This window comes from Streptomyces sp. NPDC025618 (genome assembly GCF_055558795.1).
The window spans coordinates 1-18732 of sequence record NZ_JBVHLW010000022.1 but is presented as its reverse complement, the minus strand read 5'-3'; the positions used below and the strand labels follow the sequence as shown (position 1 = coordinate 18732).

Below are 18732 nucleotides of genomic sequence, written 5' to 3'. Positions count from 1 at the left end.
CTACCTGAAGTATTCGGGCCTAGCCTTCCCTGGTTGCTTGACGATCTCAAGCATCAATGTCGTGAAGCAATCCGGAGGATTCCCCGCATGAGCTCCCCAGCCGCCGCCGAGAGCGGAAGACGCAACGAGACGGTCATCGTCTTCGCCCTGAGCCTCGCCGCCATGGTCGTCTCGATGATGCAGACGCTGGTCGTACCGATCCTCGGACTCATCCAGAAGGACCTCGGCACGACCCCGGCCAACGTCAGCTGGGTCACGACCGCCACCCTGCTCTCCGCCGCCGTCTTCACCCCGCTGCTCGGCCGCTTCGGCGACCAGCACGGCAAGAAGAAGACCCTCGTCGGCGTGCTGGTCGTGATGGTCGCGGGCTCCGTGCTCGCCGCCGTCACCCACTCCCTGCTGTGGCTGATCGTCGGCCGGGTGCTCCAGGGCGCCGCCACCGCGATCTTCCCGCTCGCGCTCTCCGTGCTCCGCGAGGAGGTGCGCCCCGCCAAGCTGCCCGGCGCCATGGCCATGGTCAGCGGCACCCTCGCCTTCGGCAGCGGCCTCGCGCTCGTCGCCACCGGCCTGCTCACCTCCGGCGACAACCCCGACTACCGCAGCGCCTTCTGGCTGGCCACCGGCCTCGCCGCGCTCGCGCTGATCGCCGTCGTCTTCCTCGTGCCCGCCACCCGGGAGACCACCGGCGGCCGCACCGACGTCCTCGGCGCGCTCAGCCTCGCCGCCACGCTCGTCCTGCTCCTGCTGCCCATCACCCAGGGCCACGAGTGGGGCTGGTCCTCCGCCCGGACGATCGGCTGCTTCGCCGGCGCCGTCGTCATGGCCGCCGTGTGGACGCTCGTCGAGCGCAAGGTGAGCGAGCCGCTGGTCGACATGAAGATGTTCGCCCACCGCCCGGTGCTCTTCGCCAACCTCTCCGGACTGCTCGTCGGCTTCGGCTCCTTCGCCCTCTTCATCGGCGTCTCCTACCTCGTGCAGATGCCGTCGAAGATCGCGGGCTACGGCTTCGACGCCAGCGTCCTGCGCGCCTCCGTCGAATTCCTGCTGCCCAGCACCATCGTCTCGCTGCTCGCCGCCCCGGTCGGCGGCCAGCTCGTCCGCCACAAGGGCCCGCGCCTGGTCCTGCTGCTCGCCTCGCTCTTCGGCACCGCGGGCTTCGCGTGGATCACGCTCGACCACGACCACGCGTTCTCCGTGATCGCCGCCGGCATCCTCGTCGGCGCGGCCATCAGCTTCGGCTACGCCGCCATGCCGGCCGTGATCGTCTCCAGCGTGCCGCACCACCAGACCGGCATAGCCAACGGCATCAACTCCATCTCCCGCTCCACCGGCAGTGCCATCGGCTCCGCGATGATCACCACGGTGCTGGCCTCCAAGAGCATCGAGCACCTGCCGCCGGGCGCCCCCAAGCTGCCCGCCGAGAGCCAGTTCACGCTGACCTTCGTCATCGCGGGCGTCGCGCTCCTGCTGGTCGCGGTCGTGGCCGGACTGGGTCTGCGCAAGATCCACACCCTGCGTTCCGAGGTGGCGGGCCAGGCCCCCGCGAAGGACGCTGAGACCGCACGCGCCACCGTCTGACCCGCTGTTCGCACCCCCCACGAGGAGCACCACCATGAAGGCCATCAGCTACCGCAGCTACGGCGGACCCGAGGTCCTGGAGTACGGCGAGCGGCCCGACCCCAAGGTCGGCCCCGACTCCGTCCTGATCAAGGTCAAGGCCGCCGCGGTCAACCCCGTCGACTGGAAGGCGCAGGCCGGCTACCTCGACGCGGCTCTGGACGCCGTCTTCCCCGTCATCCCCGGGTGGGACGTCTCCGGCGTGGTGGTGCAGCCCGGCGCCGACGTCGGCGAGTTCGCCGTCGGTGACGAGGTCATCGGCTACGTACGCGAGGACTTCCTCTCCCGCGGCACCTTCGCGGAGTACGTCGCCGCCCCCGTGCGGACCCTCGCCCGCAAGCCGGCGAACCTGACCTTCGAGCAGGCCGCCGGGCTCCCGCTCGCGGGCCTGACCGCTTACCAGTCGCTGGTCAAGGCGCTCCGGGTGGGAGAGGGCGAGACCGTGCTGGTCCACGCGGCGGCGGGCGGCGTCGGCTCCATGGCCGTCCAGATCGCCCGCCACCTGGGCGCGCGGGTGATCGGCACCGCGAGCGAGCGCAACCACGACTACCTGCGCGGCCTCGGCGCCGAGCCGGTCGTCTACGGCGAAGGGCTGGCCGACCGCGTACGCGCGCTGGCCCCCTCCGGCGTCGACGCCGTCCTCGACCTGGCGGGCGGCGAGGCGCTCACCGTCTCCCCGGCCCTCCTCGCGGAAGGCGGCCGCATCGCCTCCATCGCCGACCCGTCCGTGCTCGGCCTCGGCGGCCGCTATGTCTTCGTCCGCCCCGACGCGGCCGACCTCACGGCCCTGACGGAACTGGCGGAGAGCGGCGCGCTCACGGTCGAGGTCGCAAAGGTGTTCCCGCTGGAGAAGACGGCGGACGCGCAGCGGCTCAACGCGGCGGGCCACACGCGCGGCAAGATCGTGGTGACGGTGGACTGACCACCGGCCGAAGGTCCCCCGGCGAGGGCCGGGGGACCTCGCGCGTGCTCAGCCGGCGTCGTGCTCGCGCAGCAGGCGGTACGCCGCGAGCCCGTCCGGCACCCAGTCCCACTCCGGGAGCCGGGCCTGAAGCTCCTCGTCGGAGAGGAACGCGTGCCAGGCCACCTCCGACTCCTGCGGTGAGACGGCCGCGTCGCACCGGACCTCGTACACCGCCGACCACCACGACTGCCCCGGCGCGTCGTAGAGGAAGCGGAACAGAGGCGTCGGCGCGGGGAGCCCGGTGACGCCCAGCTCCTCCTCCGCCTCGCGCAGGGCCGCCTCGTCGTAGGACTCGCCGGCCCCGACGACGCCGCCCACGAACATGTCGTAGCGCGAGGGAAAGACGAGCTTGTGCGCCGTACGGCGGTGCACGAAGATCCGCCCCCGCGCGTCCCGGGCCCGCACGAACACGCAACGGTGGCGCAGGCCGCGCGCATACGCTTCCCCGCGCGGGGCCTGCCCCACGACGCGGTCCTGCTCATCGACGATGTCCAGCACTTCGTCAGCTGGCTGAGGCTGCGGATCGGTCATACGCCCATCCAATCAGCCGGCGCGTGGCGGGGGCTTTGTTTCCCCTGCCCCGCCCCTTCCCGAAACCGGGGAGACCCCGGACCCCAGCGCCCTGCGGGCGCGTCCTCAAACTCCCCCCAGCTACCTCCCCCAGACTCCGTCCGGGGGTGCCCCCAGAGGTGCCCCCAACGGGCTGAATATTCAGCCCGTCCGGCGTTTGAGGACAACGCGGCGAAGCGTGTTGTAGGGGGTCTGGGGGCTTGCCCCCAGCTTCGGGAAGGGGCGGGGCTGGGGAACAAGCCCGCCGCAGGCGCACAACAAACCCGCTCCCCTAATGCGGCTGAAGATCCCGCACCCGATCAGGCGCGGCGGAGCCGGACGGCATGGCCGGATGCCGTCCGATCAGCACGATGCCGACCACGATCGCCACCAGCCCCGCCGCCTCCCAGGCCAGCGCCCCCGGCGTCGTCCGCAGCCGGTCGCCCAGGAAGCCCACGCCGCAGGCGATCCCGGCCAGCGGCTGGGCCGCGGTCAGGGCGGGCAGCGACAGCCGCAGCGGCGCCGTCTCGAAGGCGCTCTGCACCAGGACCAGCGCCGTGACACCCAGCGCGAAGACCCCGTACGGCTGCCAGCTCACCACCAGCGTCGTCCAGCCGCCGTGCGCGAGCCGCTGGCCGCTGACCCGGGTGAGGGCGTCCTGCACGCCGTAGAGCAGGCCCGCCGCGACCGCCAGCAGCGCCGCCTCCACGCTCATCCGCAGCCGCTTGGAGACCGTCGCGAGCAGCAGGGCCGAGCCCACCATCAGGCCGATGATCAGCCAGTGCCGCAGCGGATCGGTCACCGAGTCGCCGCCGTGCGGGCGGCCCGCGACGATGAAGGCCGTCACCCCGCCCGCCAGCAGCCACAGCCCGCACCAGCCCGTGGCGCCGAGCGGCTGCCGGGTGCGCCAGCGGGAGAGGGCCATGGCGAACAGCAGGTTCGTCGCCAGCAGCGGTTCCACCAGGGAGATCTCGCCCTGCCCGAGCGCGATCGCACCGAGCACCATCCCGACGATCATCAACGCGATGCCGACCAGCCACTGCGGCATCCGGACGAGGTCGAGCAGCAGCCGGAGGGAGAGGAAATCGCTCATCGGGGCCCGCTGCGCCGCGCTCTGCTGATAGACGAAGCCGACGCCCAGGCAGCAGGCCGCACTCACGGCGAAGGCGAAGACCATCACGTCGCGCACCTCAAGACCGCTGGGTCGTAGGGGACTTGACAGAAAAACGATAGCCGCTCCGGGGAGGGTGTGACGGCCGGGTACCCGTCTTTCGGCCGTGCATTCCCTCCCGCGTTCCCTCCCATGGCGTATAGAACATATATGCGAAAAATGCCCTTCCGGTCACCACTCCACCGTACGTCCGGGCGGTGGTGGACGTCCTCTGATCCGGGCGAGCCGCCGGAGCGTAACCCGATCTGAGGGGTGGTGAGTTGAGGTGCTGTCAGTTCCAAGATCACCCTTGACTCGGAGCCGTGACTACCGCTTTGCTGTGCGTGACCGAAGTGGTGGATTTCGATGACGCCTCGCGCGGGCGCCGGGAGGGGCAGCAGCCCGTGGAGGATCTCCGCCGATGACGCCACCGCCCTTGGGCCGCCCACGGAACAAGGACGGACCGGCCTTCGACCCGGCCCTGGACGACACCGCGCTCGCCACCGCCCGTGACGCCCTCGCCCGCGGCCGCTGGGCCGGGGCCCGTCGGCTCCTCGCCGAGACCGGCGACGACTGGGACCGGCGCGGCCACCGCCTCGTCGTCCTCGCCGAGGGCACCGCCAGCACCGCCTGGGCCCGCGAGTGGCAGCTCGCCGAGCCCGACAGCCCCGACGCCGCCGCGCTCCTCGCCTGCGCCACCGTCTTCCGGGCCGTGCGCGGCCGGGAGATCCCCGAGATCGCCCGCGCCGCCTGCCTCACCGCGGCCAGGATGGCCCCCGCCGACCCCACCCCCTGGCTCGGCATCCTCATCCTCGCCCGCCGCACCGGCACCGCCGACGAGCGCGTCCGCGCCTTCGACCAGGTGCGCGCCCGCCACCGCGATCACCACCACGCCCACCACCTCATGGCCGCCTGCCTCGCCGAACACCAGACGGGCGACCGCGCCGACCCTCTCCACGAGGTCTACGACTTCGCCTCCTGGGCCGCCGAGCAGGCACCCGCCGACTCGCCCCTGGCCGTGCTCCCCGTCGTCGCCCACGCCGAGCGCTACCGCGTACTCGCCCGCTCCGGCGTCGAGCCCCACGACCCCGCCCGCTCCGGCCACTGGACCACCCGCCGGGCCCGCCAGGTCATGAAGGCCGCCTTCGACTGGTGGCTCGAATGGGACGTCGACGACGGCACGGCCCACCCCCGCCGCAAGGTCGACCTCAACTACCTCGCCCACGCCAAGCTCCACGAAGGCCGCCCGGCCGAGGCCGCCGCCCTCCTCACCCGCATCGGCCCGCACGCCACGCACGCCCCCTGGTCGTACCCCGACGGGGACGCGCGCAAGGCGTTCCAGGCCGCCCGCCGGACCGCGCTCGGCGCGGCCTGACCCCGCACAGGCACGACCGCCCCGCTCACCCACGGGAAGGACGCCCCCGCCATGCCGACGGGCACGACGAGCGAGATCAGCACCTTCAAGGGCCAGGGCAGACGGCTGCGCGCCGACCGGATGGGGCCCGCCGGCCTCCTGCTCTCCGTGGTCGCCGCCAGCGCGCCCCTGATGGTGACGGTGGGCGTCATGCCCACCACGTACGGCACGATGGGGGTCGTCGGCCAGCCCCTGCTCTTCGTCATCCTCGGCGTGGTGCTGACCCTCTTCAGCCTCGGCTACGCCGAGATGAGCCGCCACGTCCACAACGCCGGCGCCTTCTACGCCTATATCGCCCGCGGCCTCGGCGGCACCGCCGGAGCGGCCGCCTCCGTCGTCGCCCTGGTCGCCTACAGCACCCTCCAGTTCGGCATCTACGGCATCTTCGGCTTCGAGCTCGCCGGCCTCCTCGACGAGCACCTCGGCATCAGCGTCGCCTGGTGGGTGCCCGCCCTCGCCGCCGCCCTCGCCGTCGGCGTCCTCGGCCGGCTGAAGACAGACCTCAACGCCAGGCTCCTCGGCGTCCTCCTGCTCGTCGAGTGCGCCATGGTCGCCGTCTTCGACCTCGCCGGCGTCACCGCCCCCGGCGAGGAAGGCGTCTCCTTCCACGCCTTCGACCCCACGACCCTCGGCGGCGGCGGCCTCGGCACCGCGCTCTGCTTCACCATCGCCGCCTTCGTCGGCTTCGAACAGGCCGCCGTCTACGCCGAGGAGACCAGCAGGCCCCAGGTCGTCGTCGCCCGGGTGACCTTCCTCGCCGTCGGCTTCGTCGCCCTCTTCTTCGCCGTCAGCTCCTGGGCGCTGAGCGTCGCCGCGGGCCCCGGCCGCGTCGTCGGCCTCGCCCGCGAGCAGGGCCCGAACCTCCTCTTCGCCCTCACCCGGGACCGGCTCGGCGGAGCCGTCACCGACGTCATGCACGTCTTCTACGTGACCGGCATGTTCGCCGCACTGCTCAGCTTCCACAACGTCGTCGCCCGCTACGTCTTCGCCATGGGCCGCGAGGGCCTGCTCCCCGCCGCCATGGGCCGCACGACCAGGGGCAGCGGCGCGCCCGCCCACGGCTCACTGCTCCAGAGCGCCGTCTCGGTCCTCGCCGTCCTGCTCTTCGCGCTCACCGACAGCGGACCCCACGGCGACCCGACCGCTCCCGTGCAGCGGCTCTTCACCTGGAGCGGCAACGTCGGCGCCCTCGGCGTCATCGTGCTCATGGCCGCCGCGTCCGCCGCCGTCATCGCCTTCTTCGTACGCCGCGGCGCCGCCCGCGCCCAGGCCCCCCGCCTCATCGCCTCCGGCATCGCGGGCCTCGCGCTGATCGTCATCGCCTGGTACGCGGTCAGGGACTTCTACGTCCTCCTCGGCGCCGACCCCGGCTCGCCGCTGCGCTGGATCCTGCCGGGCATCATCGGCGCCGCGGTCGTCGCCGGGACCGGCTTCGGCGTCGTCCTCAAGCACGTACGCCCCGCCGTCCACGCCGGCATCGGCCTCGGCAACGAGGCGTTCCAGCTGGAGAAGGCGGCGACGGCCTCGGCCGGGCCCGGCCGCTAGCCGTCGAGCCCCTTGCCGACCCGCCGCGACGCGGTGAACTCGTAGAGATCCAGCACCCCCGGCGGGTCGGCCACCCCCGGTCCCCCCGACCGTACCCACGCCGCTATGTCGGCCAGCGCGTCGTCGTCGTTGACCAGGCCCAGCCAGACCGGCCGGCCACCCGCCGCCCGGCCCGCGGCCGACGGCTGCACGACCATCACATTCGCCTGGTCGCAGACGTCGAGACACTCCGACACCCGCACCCGCGCCGCGTCCCCGACGGCCGCCCGCAGCCGGGCCGTCTGCCCCGCGTGGTCCACCCCGGGCACCTTCCGCGGGTCGCCGCAGCAGCAGCCACGGCACACGGTGATCCGGCAGGGAGCGGTTTCCGGGGCGGCGCGACGGGCACGTTTGGAGATCATCAGGCAGATGATACGCACGCCCGTACCGCTCAACCCCCGTGGAGAGGAAGCCCATATGCCCGGCAGAACCGCCCTGGTCCGCCGTCCCGGCCCGCGCCTCGCCGAGGGCCTGGTCACCCATATCGCACGCACCCCCGTCGACACCTCACTCGCCCTGCGGCAGTGGGACGACTACTGCGGGGCGCTGCGCGACCACGGCTGGCGGACGGTCGAGGTGCCGCCCGCCGACGACTGCCCGGACGCGGTGTTCATCGAGGACGCGATGGTCGTCTTCCGCACCGCCGCCCTCATCGCCCGCTCCGCGGCGCCCTCCCGCCGCCCCGAGACCGCCGGTGCCGAGGAGGCCGCGAAGGCGCTCGGCCTCACCGTCCACCACGTCCGCGCGCCCGGCACGCTCGACGGGGGAGACGTCCTCAAGGTCGGCGACACGGTCTACGTCGGCAGGAGCGGCCGCACGGACGCCGAGGGGATACGCCAACTCCGCGCCGCCTTCGAACCGCTGGGCGCGCGCGTGGTGCCCGTACCGGTGGAGAAGGTCCTCCACCTGAAGTCCGCGGTCACCGCCCTCCCCGACGGCACGGCCCTCGGCCACCCGCCCCTCGTGGCCGACTCCTCCCTCGTGTCCCGCTTCCCCCGCTTCCTCCCCGTCCCGGAGGAGCCCGGCGCCCACGTGGTCCTCCTGGGCGGCCCCCACGTCCTCCTCTCGTCGAACGCCCCCCGCACCGCGGCCCTCCTCGCGACCCACGGCCTCCACCCGGTCCCGGTGGACATCACGGAATTCGAAAAACTGGAGGGCTGCGTGACGTGCCTCTCGGTACGGGTGCGCTGACCGGCGGGGCTCGGAGCGCGCGAGGGGCCGGTCTTCACGGCGGGAATCAGCGGCCTGCCCCGGCCGGCAGCCGAACTGGCGGATATGCGGTGGACCGACGCCGGTCCAAGGGGGCGTAATCGCCGGGCCGTCGGCACATGGTGGGTCACGCCACCGCCCGGAAACGCAAAAGACCCCAGATGAACTGGGGTCTTAGCTGGTGTCCGAGGGGGGACTTGAACTCTCCACTCGGGCACCAGCCCACAACTGCTCTGACCTGGGGAAACGTCCGTCGACAGGCTTGATTTCGGCGGGCGTTTCTCCTCTTCTTTCCTGCTGTTTCAGGCCCTCTCGGGTCCCTGTTGGTCATGCGTTGGTCACGTGACCAACCCTCCTCCGAGGCGTCCGTCCCTGGTCAGGCTTCCCGGACGGCGCCACGGGCTACGCCCAGTGTGCACGGGCAAGTGCATGGCCACGTACCTGGGGTGGGCTGGGCCGGTTGGGGACCTGTTTATGCAAGAACACGCATAGTCGCGTTCATGCATGGACGCAGTGCGCCACCCCCCTCTACGGTCGTTCGCAGGCGGCCCAAGCAGGGCCAGAGCGAGGGGGTTTGGCATGTCTGAACGCGCGGCGCTTACCCGGCTCACGGGCAGTGGCAACGGCGAGTGCGGAGAGAAGGACTGCCCGAACGTCTACCGCGACGAGACGGATGGCGGGATTGTCGTCCAGGGCGATCAGTGCGCCGCGTTCCAGCCTCCGGCCGGTGAGGCGCTGGTGAAGATTCCCGAGCACGTTCTGAGGGAGGCTGTTCGTGCACTTGGATGGTGAAGCGTGGAATGACTGCTTCGATTCCATGGAGCGTGAGGCGTGGCGGCTGGAAACGTTGCCCGTCTATACCATGCCCCAGGAAGCGGAGAAGCTGAAGCGCTTCCTCGCTGGGGAGAAATCCCCCGACGATTACACGTCGGCCTGGATGGACGAGCTCCGGCAATGGGCCTCGGAAGGAAAGAGCGTCGGCAGGGTGCACGTCGTGACCCGCCCGCTCTCGGACTACCTTCGGTTCGAGTTCGAGTATTACTACCGGCACCACGTGAAGGTGGGCGAGGATATCCGCATCCTCGACCTCACGGACCGGGAGAACCCGGGACTTCCGGATCAGGATTTCTGGATGTTCGATGAGTCCAAGGTGGTCCTGATGAACTACCGGGCAGACGGGACGCAGATAAACCGGGAACTGCACGAGGGTGATCCGGAGTCGTACCGGCAGTGGAAGCGGATTGCCGTTGCCGAGTCGGTTCCATTCCTGGAGTACGTGAGCGGGTGACGTTCGATCCTGAGCAGTTGGGGCAGCCAAAACAGGAACTGGCGGCCTTGCTGAAAGAACTACGCAAGCGAGCCGGCCTCACTGGGGACCGGCTCGCTCGGCGTTGCAACATGTCCCAATCGAAGATCAGTCGGATCGAGAATGGGAAAGTCCTGCCAAGCCTGCTCGACCTGGAGAGAATCCTCCGGGCCGTTGTTGCTCCGCCCGAGGTCATCGAGGAGGTCATTGCCCTCGCAAGGCTGGCCAACACCGAATGGCAAGACCTTCGCTCGCTGCGGCGTAGGGGCCTGGAGAAGAAGCAGACTGAACTTGCGGCCCTTGAATCATCGTCTACGGAGTTCCGCTTTTTCCTGCTCTCGATGATTACAGGACTGCTGTCCACCCCTGAGTACATCCGCGCCAGCCTTGCCCATTCCCCGGCCGATGCCACTAAGACAATCGCGAGGAAGCTGGAGCGGCAGGAGGTTCTTTACGACACGAAGAAGTGGTTTACCTTCATCCTGACTGAGCAGGCTGTGAGGTGGCCGCTCCTGCCCCCGGCTGCGATGGCGATGCAGATTGACCGACTGGCCTCACTGACTCACCTTACGAACGTGAAGCTCGGCGTCATCCCAATCGCGGGACACAAGCCCATGGCTCCGATGGATACCTTCACCATCTATGACAACACGCTGGCCACTGTGGAGAACACGACCGGTGTCGTGATCCTGAGAGATCCAAGAGACATCCAAATGCACTTGGAGCTGTTCTCCACGCTAGAGGGTTATGCGTCGTTCGGTAACGAAGCGCGAGCCTTGTTGGCGGAATGGTCTGCCGCTTGCCGTTCATGATCTTTAGTCCATGACGGGAAAGAACTACACAGCCGCCGCTTTCCGGGTCAATGATTTCCCCCATGACGGCGACCGAGCGAGGAACGAGAAACCGCGACGGCGGGCGCATGGCTCTGCGGGTGTCGTACGACGGCGGTAGGACGTACGGCCCGGTGCGCACGGTGAAGGTGAACCCGCGCAACGCGGTGATCGTGGGTTCACCGACCAAGTACCCGCCGTGCGGGTGCCCTCGGTGCACGGGGCGTCTGTCGCCGGGGGCGGCGTGATGTCTGGCTTAGGGCGGTGGGTGCTGCGCCGCTTTGGCCGGTACGCAGGTCCGCTCTACCTGGCGATGATCCTCGGCGGCCTGGCCCTGGTCCTCGCCGGAACTCTTGCGACCCGGTGACCGCCGCGCTCGTCGCTGTCCCCTCTTGCTTCCTGCCGGATTCCCGGTGGGAGTTCCCAAGAGAGAGGTAGTCCGATGGTGGAAGAGAACACCACTTCGGTGACCCCCGAGGGGGGTGGACTGCTCGTCGCGAAGCGGAAGATCGTGGCCGCGCGCACCCGCGCCGAGCAGGAGTCGGACGTCAGCAGTGGCCGTTCCGACGGCAACGACTGACGGGAGCGCCCACGGTGCTTGATGCAGCCTCGTGGGCGGGGCGTCTGGGCGGGGACAAGTTCCTCGCCCAGACGTACCACCGCTCCTACGCGCATTTCCCCGGAGTCGCCGACACGGCGGGCCTGTTCTCCTGGGACGACCTGAACCGGATCATCGCAACGCAGCGGCTGGAGCCGCCCCGCCTGCGCCTGTCAGTCGATGGCGAGATGGTGCCGCTGCACCGCTACGCGACCCCGACCACTAACCGCCGAGCGGTCACCTGGTCCCGCATCCAACCGTCCGACTTCCACGCCCAGCTCAGAGACGGGGCGTCGCTGGTCCTCGACGCGGTGGAGAAGATCCACCCCGCTGTGGGGGCGGTTGCGGAGGGGCTGGAGCGCTTCCTCGGGACTTCCGTGCAGGCCAACGTGTACGCCTCGTGGACCGAGCGGGAGGGCTTCGGCCGGCACTGGGACGACCACGATGTGGTGGTGGTCCAACTGCACGGCTCGAAGCGGTGGCGCCTGTGGGGGATGACCCGTGAGGCGCCCACCTTCCGGGACGTGGAGTCGCCGGAGGAGCCGGAGGGCGACCCGGTGGCGGACCTCGTTCTGTCCCCGGGTGACGTGCTCTACCTGCCGCGCGGCTGGTGGCACGCGGTCACCGCTGACCAGGGGACGGAATCCCTTCACCTCACATTCGGCATGGTCCCGCACACGGGCGCTGACCTGATGCTGTGGGTCGTCGATCAGCTCCGGGCGTCCCTCGCGCTGCGCAGGGACATTCCGCGCTTCGGCTCGCTGGCGGAACAGTCGGACTTCGTCGACGCCGTACGCCGGGAGGTGGCCGACATGATGGCGGACCCGCGCCTCGTGGAGCGGTGGGCAGAATCGATCGACACGACCGACCTGGGACACGCGATTCCGTCCCTGCCGTACGTGGACGGACTGCCCGCACGGGGGGAGATCACGGTCAAGCTCACCGCTCCGAGGGGTCGCCTGACGGCGAACCGCGAACAGGGCACGGTCACCTTCTCGGCGGCCGGTACCGCCTGGGACTTCGCCGAGTCCGCCGCTCCCGCATTGGGCACGCTGCTGACCAACCAGCCGACCACGCTGGGCGAGATGGCTGACTCCGCCGGACTGGAAGTCAAGGAGGTGGCCGAACTGGTCTCCGTCCTCATCGACGGCCATGCCGCCGCAGTGGTGGGGACGGCGCTGTGACCGCCGCGCTCTCCCTGGGGACATACCGCGTGCGTGCCGTCAGTCAGGCGGCGCGCACCGCCCTGGCCGCCGGTAGCCCGTGGGTGGACACGGCACCCAACTACGGCCATGGTCGGGCGCATGAGGAGCTGCGCCCGGTGCTCGGAGAGTTCCCGACCGTTCGGGTAGCCACGAAGACGGGGTTCTTCACGGAGGAGCAGGGCCGCACCGCACTGGCTGAGGGCGTGCTCACACGAGAAGCGGCGGCAGGTAGGCACAGCCTTGAACGGGGCTTCGTGCGCTGGCAGACGGAGCGTTCGTTGGCCGCGCTCGGGCGCGTGGACCTGGCGTTCGTGCACAACCCGGAGCACCACGGCAAGAGCCTTGACCGTGCGGCTCTGCGCGGGTGTGTGCGGGAAGTCTTCACGGCGCTGGAGGAGTTCGCCCATGCGGGCAGGATCGGCGGGTACGGCGTCGCCACATGGTCGGGCCTGACCTCCGGAGCGTTCAGCGTGCCCGAGTTGCTCGCACTCGCCCGGCAGGCGGCGGGTTCCGCCGAGCACCACTTCACCGGCTTGCAGATGCCCGTCAGCCTGATCATGGATGCCCCGATCACGCAGGCCCTGAACGGTGGCGGACCGCTGGTGCAGGCGAAGGACGCGGGGCTGATCACGTTCGGCTCCGCGCCCCTGCACGGGGGCGAACTCCTCGGTGCCATGACACCCGAACTGGTGAACCTCATCCGGCCCGGCCTGTCGTCCGCAGCCGCTGCCATGCTGGCCGCTGGCTCGTGCCCTGGCCTCGATGTCGTCCTGACTTCCGCGAGCACCCGCGACCACTGGGACGATGTGGCCAAGGCTCTGGCTGCGCCTCTGACGGCCCAGGAACTCAGGAAGGTAACGGATGAACTCGCCTCTGAATGAGGAGGTACAGGCCCTGATGGAGGCTGCCCACGGCCGGGCGGCCAAGGCACTGGGGCTCACATGTACGGGCCCGCTGGCGTGGGGCTTCCTCGGTGTCACCCTCGGGCGCCGAGCGGGGGACCGGTGGCTACGGGTGAGCCGGACGGCGAAGAGGAACGCGGGCAGGAAGGAGGGGGAGGGCATCGTCGGTGCCTCGGAGCTGGTGCCTGACGGCGTCCCGCGCCCTCGCCTGCACGGGGTGCACGACTGGACTGACGGCGAGTGGGCTTTCGAGGCGGAAGTCCTGGATTACCTCACACAACCCGTGGTGTCCCCGGACCGGGCCGACATCGACCACGACCCGGGGTTGCCTGACGAGTGGTGGGCGGACCTTCGCCAAGCCCTTGCTTTGCTCGCTGAAGCGGAGGGTGTGAAGACAACCGTCCGGGATGGGTGGATCGAACGGGCCTTCCCCCAGTTCCTTGGCGTCCCGGCCCCTGCCAAGGTGGAGCGGGTGACCGGTCACGGTGACCTGCACTGGGGGAACCTCACGGTTCCGCCGTTGATCCTGCTGGACTGGGAGCGGTGGGGCTTGGTGCCCTTCGGCTATGACGCGGGGCTCCTCCACGCGAACAGCTTGCTCGTGCCCGACGTTGCCGCCCGCATCCGCATGGAGTTCGCGGCGGTCCTCGACACCCCGGCTGGTCGAATCGGGGAGCTCGCGGCCCTGGCGGAGATGCTGCAAGCCGTAGCCCGTGGCTGGTACCCCGAGCTTGCACCCCGCCTCGTTGCCCGCGCGGAAGCCCTCACCGGTGTCCGCCCGCCCGTCCCGGTGCACTCGGAGGTGAGTGCCTGACTGCGCCTCTGTGCGCCTGTCTCAGGCGCTCTCACCGATGTGCCGGTACAAGGTGGCTCGGGAGATCCCCAGGGCCTTAGCGATGGCTGTGACGCTCTCTCCCTTGGCGTGCCTGGCGCGGGCTACGGCTAGCTTGTCGTCGTCCACGACGGAGGGGCGTCCACCGTGGTTGCCCTTGCGGGCCGCAGTGTCCAGCCCTTCCAACGTCTTCTCCCGGATGCCTTCCCGCTCCACCTCGGCGGCCACGGCCAGGACGGCGAACACGATGGCGCCCGCCCCGTTCGGGTCGTACACCCCCTGCAAGGGGCCGGAGAGGAGTTCCAGTTGGATGCCGTCCGCTTGCAGGGTGGAGGACAACGTCATGAGTTCCGCCGCGTTACGGGCAAGACGCTTCATCTCGCACACGGTCAGGATGACGGGCTGGTTCGGCGCAGCCGTCTTGATGTCCCGTGCCAGGGCCAACGCCTTCTCCAGTTCCGGCCGCTCCTTCACGCGGGTGCTGATCTTCTCGGAGAAGACGCGATTGCAGTCGGCACGGGCGAGTAGATCCAACTGGGACTGGAGTTCCTGCCCGACCGTGGAGCAACGGGCGTAGCCGATACGTATCGCTGCGCCCGGAGTCGCCTCGGGTGCCTGCACCACGGGTGCGCCTTGCGTCCATGCCTTGCCGGGGTTGCGGTCGGCCGGGGTCTTCACGGTGAGTTCCGCCTTGAGAGACGGCACGAGGGGCGAAGCGCCCGGGCAACACCTACCGGCTGCGCAAGCTGACCAAGGACGGAGACGACAACGCGATCATCTACGTAGGCCAAGCCCTGATGAACGTCCTCAAGTGGCAGAAGGAACGCCAGGACGCGGAGCGGGAACGCCTCGGGGATCTCTGGTTGGACCATGACCTCGTGTTCGCCCGTGACGGCTTCAAGCTGTACCGGGGCGAGGCAGGCGGACCGCAGGACCCCGAGAAGGTGTCGGCCCGCTGGCGGACAGCACGCAACCGTCTGCACCTGCCGGAGAATTTCCGGTTGCACGACTGGCGGGCATCGAAGATCACGAACGACCTCGACAACCACGAGAACCCGGTAGAGGTCGCAGCCAACGCCCGGCACCACTCGCCGGGCTACACCATGGCGCGGTACGGCAGGCGTCGCGCCGAAGGAGCGAAGAAGCTGGCCGCTTCGAGTGTCAGCCATCTCGGCCTGTCATCCCTGGTCTGACCAGGAAGTTCGCTCGGCTGTTGGTCACGTGGTTGGTCACGCCACACCCCAGAAAACAGAAAGACCCCAGATGAACTGGGGTCTTAGCTGGTGTCCGAGGGGGGACTTGAACCCCCACGCCCGATAAAGGGCACTAGCACCTCAAGCTAGCGCGTCTGCCATTCCGCCACCCGGACCAGGTGTTTTGTCTTCCGGGCTGTTCCCCTTCCGACGAGGAAAACAATACCAAAGATCTGGAGTGCTCGATCACGCGGTCGGTCGCGGCGGCCGGGCCGGCGTGACGGGCGTATGTCGGGAGCATTGCGGCCTTGGGCTGCGGAGACGGGAGAGAGAGGATGGCGGAGGACCACGCCGTGGGCCGCCCCGCGGGGGGCGGGACGCGGCAGCGAACCAGAGGAGGCAGCGTGAGCGAGTCGAAGCCCGTCGGTAACGGGCCGGGCAGGAGCGCCGAGGACGAGGTCGTCGACCTCTGCCGCGATCTGATCCGCATCGACACGAGCAATTACGGCGACCACTCCGGGCCGGGCGAGCGCGCCGCCGCCGAGTACGTCGCGGAGAAGCTGGCCGAGGTCGGGCTGGAGCCGCAGATCTTCGAGTCCCACAAGGGGCGGGCCTCGACCGTGGCCCGGATCGAGGGCGAGGACCCGTCGCGGCCCGCCCTGCTCATCCACGGCCACACCGACGTCGTGCCGGCGAACGCCGAGGACTGGACCCACCACCCCTTCGCGGGCGAGATCGCGGACGGCTGCCTGTGGGGGCGCGGCGCGGTCGACATGAAGGACATGGACGCGATGACGCTCGCGGTCGTCCGCGACCGCATGCGCTCCGGGCGCAAGCCCCCGCGCGACGTCGTGGTCGCCTTCCTCGCCGACGAGGAGGCGGGCGGGGTGTACGGCGCCCGCTATCTGGTGGACAAGCACCCCGGGCTCTTCGAAGGGGTCACCGAGGCGATCAGCGAGGTCGGCGGCTTCTCCTTCACGGTCAACGAGAACCTGCGCCTCTATCTCGTCGAGACCGCCCAGAAGGGCATGCACTGGATGCGGCTCACCGTGGACGGGACCGCGGGGCACGGCTCGATGACCAACACCGACAACGCGATCACGGAGCTGTGCGAGGCGGTCGGGCGGCTGGGGCGGCACGAGTTCCCGGTCCGGGTGACCAAGACCGTGCGGTCCTTCCTCGACGAGCTGTCCGACGCGCTCGGCACCCCGCTCGACCCGGACGACATGGAGACCACGCTGGTCAAGCTCGGCGGCATCGCCAAGATGATCGGCACCACCCTGCGGAACACGGCGGCCCCGACGATGCTGGGCTCGGGCTACAAGGTCAACGTGATCCCGGGCCAGGCCACCGCGCACGTCGACGGGCGCTTCCTGCCGGGGTACGAGGAGGAGTTCCTCGCCGACCTCGACCGGATCCTCGGGCCGCGGGTCAAGCGCGAGGACGTGCACGCGGACAAGGCGCTGGAGACGACCTTCGACGGTGACCTGGTCGACGCCATGCAGAAGGCCCTGCGGGCCGAGGACCCGATCGCGCGCGCGGTGCCGTACATGCTCTCGGGCGGCACCGACGCCAAGTCGTTCGACGACCTCGGCATCCGCGGATTCGGCTTCGCTCCGCTCCAGCTGCCGCCGGAGCTGGATTTCGCCGGGATGTTCCACGGTGTGGACGAGCGGGTGCCGGTGGAAGGGCTGAAGTTCGGGGCACGGGTGCTCGACCGCTTCCTCGATGAGAGCTGAAAGTTCGTAAATCTGTGCTGAGTTAACCGAAAAGTGTGAACGATCATAGGGTTGCGTAGCCCGATTACCTCCTCGTCGTTACAGGTGTGCGGTCCGCGGCTGGGACCGCATTGCCAACAAGGAGGATCCAATGCTCAAGAAGGTTGCCGCCGCTGCGGCTGCCACCGGTGGTCTCGTGCTCGCGGGCGCGGGCATCGCCGCCGCCGACTCGGGTGCCCAGGGCGCCGCGGTGAAGTCGCCCGGCGTTGTGTCCGGCAACGTCATCCAGGCGCCCGTCCAGGTTCCGGTGAACGTCTGCGGAAACTCGGTCAACATCATCGGGCTGCTGAACCCCACCTTTGGCAACACGTGCGTCAACGACTGACGTTGTGCCTCAACCCGTAAGGGTGTGAAGGCGGCTCCGGAGTGTGCGCCTCGCGCTGCTCCGGAGCCGCTGGGCTTTCGCGCGTGGGTATCCATCCCGCGCGCATCCCGCAAGAAGGTCTAGAGAGGCAGTACAGAAATCATGCGACACGTGACCAAAAAGAGCCTGATCACGGTGGCGGCCGCGACCGGCGTCATCGCCATGACCGGTGGCATCGCCGCCGCGGACTCCGGCGCCCGCGGTGCCGCGGTGAACTCCCCGGGCGTCGCGTCCGGCAACACCGTCCAGGTCCCCGTGCACGTCCCGGTCAACGCCTGTGGCAACACCGTGACGGTGATCGGGGCCCTCAACCCCGCCGTGGGCAACCACTGTTTCAACGGCGGTGGCGGCCACGTCCACCAGGGCCACGGAGGCGGCCACGGTGACCACGACCACGGCAGGGGTGAGCACGGCGGCCACGGCGGCTCGGGTGCGCAGGGCGCCAGCGTCGGTTCGCCCGGCGTGATCTCCGGGAACACCGCGCAGGTGCCGGTGGAGGTGCCGGTCAACGCCTGTGGCAACAGCGTCAACGTCGCCGGTGTCGGCAACTCCGCCACCGGCAACGACTGCGTCAACAACGGTGGTCACGACCACCGCGGGGGCGACAACGGCGGGGAGCACAGGCCGCCGCACACGCCGGGCAAGCCGGGGGAGCACCAGCCCCCCTGCGACGAGGACCACGACCACGGCCACAAGCCGGGCGACCACCACCCCGGTGACCACAAGCCGGGCGATCACAAGCCCGGTGACCACAAGCCGGGTGACCACAAGCCCGGTGACCACGGTCCGGCCCAGCACCCGGCCGGTCACCAGCCGGCCGACGTGCACCCGGCGCACCACGCCCCGGCCGTCCACCCGGCCGCCGCGGTGAAGCCCGCGCGCCAGGAGGCCGGTGTCCTCGACGTCGCCGCCGCCCCGGTGACCAAGGCCGCCCAGCTCGCGCACACCGGTGCGGGCCAGCTCGGCATGGCCGGTGCCGCCAGCGCCGGTCTGCTGCTCGGCGGCGCGGTGCTCTACCGCCGCGCCCGCTCCGCGCAGAACTGATCCGGACACACAGGGCTGACCGCCTCGGCACGGAGCGGGGGGGGGGGGGGGGGGGGGGGGGGGGGGGTTGGGTGTGTCGGGGGGGGTGGGGGGGGGGGGGGGAAGAAAAAAAAAAAAAGAAAAAAAAAAAAAAAAAAACCCCACCCACCCTCCTTCCCCCCAAAACCACCCCCCCCCCCCCCCCCCCCCCCCT

20 protein-coding genes and 1 tRNA gene are annotated in these 18732 nt (G+C 70.1%); 16 read left to right on the top strand and 5 right to left on the bottom strand.

The window, feature by feature from the left end; translation table 11 throughout:
• Positions 1 to 87 precede the first annotated feature (87 nt).
• Both ACZ4A5_RS19335 and ACZ4A5_RS19330 read left to right on the top strand, forming a co-directional pair.
• The gene (locus ACZ4A5_RS19335) at positions 88 to 1578 is read left to right on the top strand and encodes an MFS transporter (RefSeq protein WP_467585080.1); all 1491 of its coding nucleotides are present in this window, start codon (positions 88 to 90) and stop codon (positions 1576 to 1578) included.
• A 34-nt stretch (positions 1579 to 1612) separates the two neighbouring features.
• Positions 1613 to 2539 carry an NADP-dependent oxidoreductase gene (locus tag ACZ4A5_RS19330; protein ID WP_467585077.1) on the top strand — a complete coding sequence of 309 codons (927 nt, stop codon included), beginning with the start codon at positions 1613 to 1615 and terminating at the stop codon, positions 2537 to 2539.
• A 48-nt stretch (positions 2540 to 2587) separates the two neighbouring features.
• Here ACZ4A5_RS19330 and ACZ4A5_RS19325 read toward each other — a convergent pair whose 3' ends face one another.
• Together ACZ4A5_RS19325 and ACZ4A5_RS19320 are read right to left on the bottom strand one after the other, a co-directional pair.
• Positions 2588 to 3112 carry an NUDIX domain-containing protein gene (locus tag ACZ4A5_RS19325; RefSeq protein ID WP_467585074.1) on the bottom strand — a complete coding sequence of 175 codons (525 nt, stop codon included), beginning with the start codon at positions 3110 to 3112 and terminating at the stop codon, positions 2588 to 2590.
• A gap of 310 nt (positions 3113 to 3422) precedes the next feature.
• A complete protein-coding gene (locus tag ACZ4A5_RS19320; RefSeq protein ID WP_467585306.1) occupies positions 3423 to 4307 on the bottom strand; it encodes a DMT family transporter in 885 nt (294 codons plus the stop codon).
• 394 nt (positions 4308 to 4701) lie between these two features.
• Here ACZ4A5_RS19320 and ACZ4A5_RS19315 point away from each other — a divergent pair, with 394 nt between their 5' ends.
• Entirely contained in the window at positions 4702 to 5655 is a 954-nt protein-coding gene (locus ACZ4A5_RS19315) for a hypothetical protein (protein ID WP_467585072.1), read from the top strand.
• Positions 5656 to 5706: 51 nt separating this feature from the next.
• Positions 5707 to 7239, top strand: a complete 1533-nt coding sequence (locus ACZ4A5_RS19310; protein ID WP_467585069.1) for an APC family permease — start codon at positions 5707 to 5709, stop codon at positions 7237 to 7239.
• Here ACZ4A5_RS19310 and ACZ4A5_RS19305 read toward each other — a convergent pair.
• The gene (locus tag ACZ4A5_RS19305; protein ID WP_467585066.1) at positions 7236 to 7640 is read right to left on the bottom strand and encodes a (2Fe-2S) ferredoxin domain-containing protein; all 405 of its coding nucleotides are present in this window, start codon (positions 7638 to 7640) and stop codon (positions 7236 to 7238) included. The genes ACZ4A5_RS19310 and ACZ4A5_RS19305 overlap by 4 nt on opposite strands.
• Before the next feature lie 55 nt (positions 7641 to 7695).
• Between ACZ4A5_RS19305 and ddaH the strand changes: the two genes are divergently transcribed.
• The 8 genes from ddaH to ACZ4A5_RS19265 all read left to right on the top strand — a co-directional run bounded on the left by ddaH (position 7696) and on the right by ACZ4A5_RS19265 (position 14142).
• The gene (gene ddaH / locus ACZ4A5_RS19300) at positions 7696 to 8469 is read left to right on the top strand and encodes a dimethylargininase (protein ID WP_467585063.1); all 774 of its coding nucleotides are present in this window, start codon (positions 7696 to 7698) and stop codon (positions 8467 to 8469) included.
• A gap of 597 nt (positions 8470 to 9066) precedes the next feature.
• On the top strand, positions 9067 to 9279 hold the full coding sequence (locus ACZ4A5_RS19295) for a hypothetical protein (RefSeq protein WP_467585060.1): 213 nt from the start codon (positions 9067 to 9069) through the stop codon (positions 9277 to 9279).
• Entirely contained in the window at positions 9263 to 9775 is a 513-nt protein-coding gene (locus ACZ4A5_RS19290) for a DUF6879 family protein (protein ID WP_467585057.1), read from the top strand. The genes ACZ4A5_RS19295 and ACZ4A5_RS19290 overlap by 17 nt, the downstream gene beginning before the upstream one ends.
• Positions 9772 to 10605, top strand: coding sequence for a helix-turn-helix domain-containing protein (locus ACZ4A5_RS19285; RefSeq protein WP_467585054.1), 834 nt, complete (start codon positions 9772 to 9774; stop codon positions 10603 to 10605). The genes ACZ4A5_RS19290 and ACZ4A5_RS19285 overlap by 4 nt, the downstream gene beginning before the upstream one ends.
• A gap of 460 nt (positions 10606 to 11065) precedes the next feature.
• Entirely contained in the window at positions 11066 to 11203 is a 138-nt protein-coding gene (locus ACZ4A5_RS19280) for a hypothetical protein (protein ID WP_164543625.1), read from the top strand.
• A gap of 14 nt (positions 11204 to 11217) precedes the next feature.
• A complete protein-coding gene (locus ACZ4A5_RS19275) occupies positions 11218 to 12405 on the top strand; it encodes a cupin domain-containing protein (RefSeq protein ID WP_467585049.1) in 1188 nt (395 codons plus the stop codon).
• Entirely contained in the window at positions 12402 to 13307 is a 906-nt protein-coding gene (locus tag ACZ4A5_RS19270; protein ID WP_467585042.1) for an aldo/keto reductase, read from the top strand. The genes ACZ4A5_RS19275 and ACZ4A5_RS19270 overlap by 4 nt, the downstream gene beginning before the upstream one ends.
• Positions 13288 to 14142, top strand: coding sequence for a phosphotransferase (locus ACZ4A5_RS19265; RefSeq protein ID WP_467585038.1), 855 nt, complete (start codon positions 13288 to 13290; stop codon positions 14140 to 14142). Before ACZ4A5_RS19270 ends, ACZ4A5_RS19265 begins: the two co-directional genes overlap by 20 nt.
• Before the next feature lie 21 nt (positions 14143 to 14163).
• Here the strand turns inward: ACZ4A5_RS19265 and ACZ4A5_RS19260 are convergent, their stop codons facing one another.
• Positions 14164 to 14838, bottom strand: a complete 675-nt coding sequence (locus ACZ4A5_RS19260) for a recombinase family protein (RefSeq protein ID WP_467585035.1) — start codon at positions 14836 to 14838, stop codon at positions 14164 to 14166.
• Between the two features lie 119 nt (positions 14839 to 14957).
• Between ACZ4A5_RS19260 and ACZ4A5_RS19255 the strand changes: the two genes are divergently transcribed.
• Entirely contained in the window at positions 14958 to 15353 is a 396-nt protein-coding gene (locus ACZ4A5_RS19255) for a hypothetical protein (RefSeq protein ID WP_467585033.1), read from the top strand.
• Between the two features lie 88 nt (positions 15354 to 15441).
• On the opposite strand, the gene ACZ4A5_RS19250 is transcribed toward ACZ4A5_RS19255, so the two are convergent.
• Positions 15442 to 15529 (bottom strand) — tRNA-Leu (locus tag ACZ4A5_RS19250).
• A gap of 228 nt (positions 15530 to 15757) precedes the next feature.
• Here ACZ4A5_RS19250 and ACZ4A5_RS19245 point away from each other — a divergent pair.
• The 3 genes from ACZ4A5_RS19245 (at position 15758) to ACZ4A5_RS19235 (ending at position 18539) form a co-directional block, all read left to right on the top strand.
• Positions 15758 to 17092 carry a M20/M25/M40 family metallo-hydrolase gene (locus ACZ4A5_RS19245; RefSeq protein ID WP_467585030.1) on the top strand — a complete coding sequence of 445 codons (1335 nt, stop codon included), beginning with the start codon at positions 15758 to 15760 and terminating at the stop codon, positions 17090 to 17092.
• A gap of 130 nt (positions 17093 to 17222) precedes the next feature.
• On the top strand, positions 17223 to 17456 hold the full coding sequence (locus ACZ4A5_RS19240) for a chaplin (protein WP_467585027.1): 234 nt from the start codon (positions 17223 to 17225) through the stop codon (positions 17454 to 17456).
• Positions 17457 to 17597: 141 nt separating this feature from the next.
• Entirely contained in the window at positions 17598 to 18539 is a 942-nt protein-coding gene (locus ACZ4A5_RS19235; protein WP_467585022.1) for a chaplin, read from the top strand.
• Positions 18540 to 18732 lie beyond the last annotated feature (193 nt).

Coding starts and splice junctions, on each gene's coding strand:
- ACZ4A5_RS19335 (WP_467585080.1), top strand. CDS start 88: ATGAGCTCCCCAGCCGCCGCCGAGAGCGGAAGACGCAACGAGACGGTC.
- ACZ4A5_RS19330 (WP_467585077.1), top strand. CDS start 1,613: ATGAAGGCCATCAGCTACCGCAGCTACGGCGGACCCGAGGTCCTGGAG.
- ACZ4A5_RS19325 (WP_467585074.1), bottom strand. CDS start 3,112: ATGACCGATCCGCAGCCTCAGCCAGCTGACGAAGTGCTGGACATCGTC.
- ACZ4A5_RS19320 (WP_467585306.1), bottom strand. CDS start 4,307: ATGGTCTTCGCCTTCGCCGTGAGTGCGGCCTGCTGCCTGGGCGTCGGC.
- ACZ4A5_RS19315 (WP_467585072.1), top strand. CDS start 4,702: ATGACGCCACCGCCCTTGGGCCGCCCACGGAACAAGGACGGACCGGCC.
- ACZ4A5_RS19310 (WP_467585069.1), top strand. CDS start 5,707: ATGCCGACGGGCACGACGAGCGAGATCAGCACCTTCAAGGGCCAGGGC.
- ACZ4A5_RS19305 (WP_467585066.1), bottom strand. CDS start 7,640: ATGATCTCCAAACGTGCCCGTCGCGCCGCCCCGGAAACCGCTCCCTGC.
- ddaH (WP_467585063.1), top strand. CDS start 7,696: ATGCCCGGCAGAACCGCCCTGGTCCGCCGTCCCGGCCCGCGCCTCGCC.
- ACZ4A5_RS19295 (WP_467585060.1), top strand. CDS start 9,067: ATGTCTGAACGCGCGGCGCTTACCCGGCTCACGGGCAGTGGCAACGGC.
- ACZ4A5_RS19280 (WP_164543625.1), top strand. CDS start 11,066: ATGGTGGAAGAGAACACCACTTCGGTGACCCCCGAGGGGGGTGGACTG.
- ACZ4A5_RS19265 (WP_467585038.1), top strand. CDS start 13,288: ATGAACTCGCCTCTGAATGAGGAGGTACAGGCCCTGATGGAGGCTGCC.
- ACZ4A5_RS19255 (WP_467585033.1), top strand. CDS start 14,958: ATGAACGTCCTCAAGTGGCAGAAGGAACGCCAGGACGCGGAGCGGGAA.
- ACZ4A5_RS19240 (WP_467585027.1), top strand. CDS start 17,223: ATGCTCAAGAAGGTTGCCGCCGCTGCGGCTGCCACCGGTGGTCTCGTG.
- ACZ4A5_RS19235 (WP_467585022.1), top strand. CDS start 17,598: ATGCGACACGTGACCAAAAAGAGCCTGATCACGGTGGCGGCCGCGACC.